This window comes from Acinetobacter sp. NIOH-H-8 (assembly GCF_046635365.1).
Classification (GTDB): Bacteria; Pseudomonadota; Gammaproteobacteria; order Pseudomonadales; family Moraxellaceae; genus Acinetobacter.
Genome location: NZ_JBHDVN010000108.1, coordinates 1 through 1,699 on the forward strand (window position 1 = coordinate 1; position 1,699 = coordinate 1,699).

The 1,699-nt window shown below is 37.1% G+C and carries 2 protein-coding genes; both read left to right on the forward strand.

Annotation, left to right across the window (positions count from 1 at the left end; genetic code table 11):
• A partial coding sequence (locus ACEWB7_RS17215; protein WP_411580997.1) for an IS607 family transposase occupies positions 1-405 on the forward strand: 405 nt, incomplete at its 5' end.
• The gene (locus ACEWB7_RS17220) at positions 402-1,559 is read left to right on the forward strand and encodes an RNA-guided endonuclease InsQ/TnpB family protein (RefSeq protein ID WP_125279454.1); all 1,158 of its coding nucleotides are present in this window, start codon (positions 402-404) and stop codon (positions 1,557-1,559) included. The genes ACEWB7_RS17215 and ACEWB7_RS17220, both read left to right, overlap by 4 nt.
• Positions 1,560-1,699 lie beyond the last annotated feature (140 nt).

Sequence of the window (1,699 nt, forward strand, 5' to 3'; positions counted from 1 at the left end):
AGTCACGACCAAAAGGCTGATCTTGAAAGGCAGAAACAAGTTTTGGAGATGTATTGCGCCAAGCAAGGTTGGACATTTGAATTAATTAGCGATCTTGGTTCAGGAATGAATTATCGCAAAAAGGGGTTAAAAGCCCTTTTAGATGGGATTATTGATAATGAAATTGGTCGCTTAGTTCTTACCCATAAAGACCGATTATTACGCTTTGGTGCAGAATTGGTATTCGCTTTATGCGAAGCACGTAATGTTGAAATTGTGATTATTAATCAAGGTGAAAATCTGAGTTTTGAAGAAGAACTTGCTCAAGATGTATTGGAAATTATTACAGTGTTCTCCGCAAGATTATATGGTAGTCGCAGCAAGAAGAATCAAAAGTTAATACAGGCTGTTAAAGAAGCACTATGAGTCGATTTATACGAGGGCATGTCATTGAGTTGATGCCTAATAATAAGCAAGCAAGCTATTTCGCTCAAGCGTGTGGTGTTGCTCGTTTAACGTATAATTGGGCGTTAAAGGAATGGCAACGGCAATATAAAGCTGATAAGGAATATCGAGATCAGTGTGAATATTATGGTGTTGAAGTAGATCGGAACTTACTAAACAAGCCTAAAGAGGCAAAACTAAGAAAACATCTAAATTCTTTTAAATTTGAAAAATACCCTTTCATGAAGAAGGTGACTAAATGTTCGCCACAGCTTGCTATCAAGCAACTAGGTAATGCTTTTGATCGGTTTTTTAGTGGTCTAAGTAAATACCCCAAGCCAAGGAAAAAAGGTAAGGATGATCGCTTTTCATTATCAAATGATCAATTCAGTATAGATAATAAATCTATTAAAATCCCCAATTTAGGTTGGGTGAGGATGACTGAGGCTTTACGATACAAAGGTAAAATCTTGTCAGCTAAAGTTTTTAAACAAGGTCGCAAGTGGTTTGTGTCGATTGCTGTTGAATTGGCTCAGATTGAAAAACTAAAACCCAAAACAGGGTTGTCTATTGGTGTGGATCTAGGGGTATCTAGTCTTGCTACCCTTTCAAATGGTGAGGTTATACCATCACTTGCACCACTCAAAAGACAGCTTGCTAAACTAAAAAGACTCAACAAGTCTTTTAGTCGCAAGAAAAAAGGTAGTCAGAATCGGGAAAAAGCAAAAACCAAGCTTTCTCGCCTGCACTACAAAATAGCTTGCCTTCGTAAAAATAATCTTCACCAGGTCACAACTGATCTGGTTACACGTTTTGATGTGATCGCAATTGAAGATTTAAACGTTAAAGGCATGGTGAAGAATCGAAAACTCGCAAGAGCTATATCTGATATGGGTTTTTATGAGTTTAAAAGACAATTGATTTACAAGGCTAAACAGCATGGAAAATCTATATTGTCTGTTGGTCGATTCTTCCCAAGTAGTAAAATGTGTTCTTGCTGTGGTGAATTAAATCAATCTCTTACACTTTCAATTCGTGAGTGGAAGTGTTCTGTTTGTCACACCAAGCAAAGTCGAGATATTAATGCAGCAATTAATATCTTAAATCACGCTGATAAGGATTTAATTGCTGCTTAAGTGGTGATTAAGGCGGTGAGTTACACCGTGACAGCCTATGGAGTTGGGGTAATTCCAAAAGCAGATGCTTTTGGTTCTTGATGGTGAAGTAGGAATTAAACATCAAATCCACATAAGTAGGTTTGAGTAGGTTTTAAATA

What these genes read in the sequence shown, in the direction of transcription:
- ACEWB7_RS17220 (WP_125279454.1), top strand. Translation starts at nt 402, where the DNA reads ATGAGTCGATTTATACGAGGGCATGTCATTGAGTTGATGCCTAATAAT.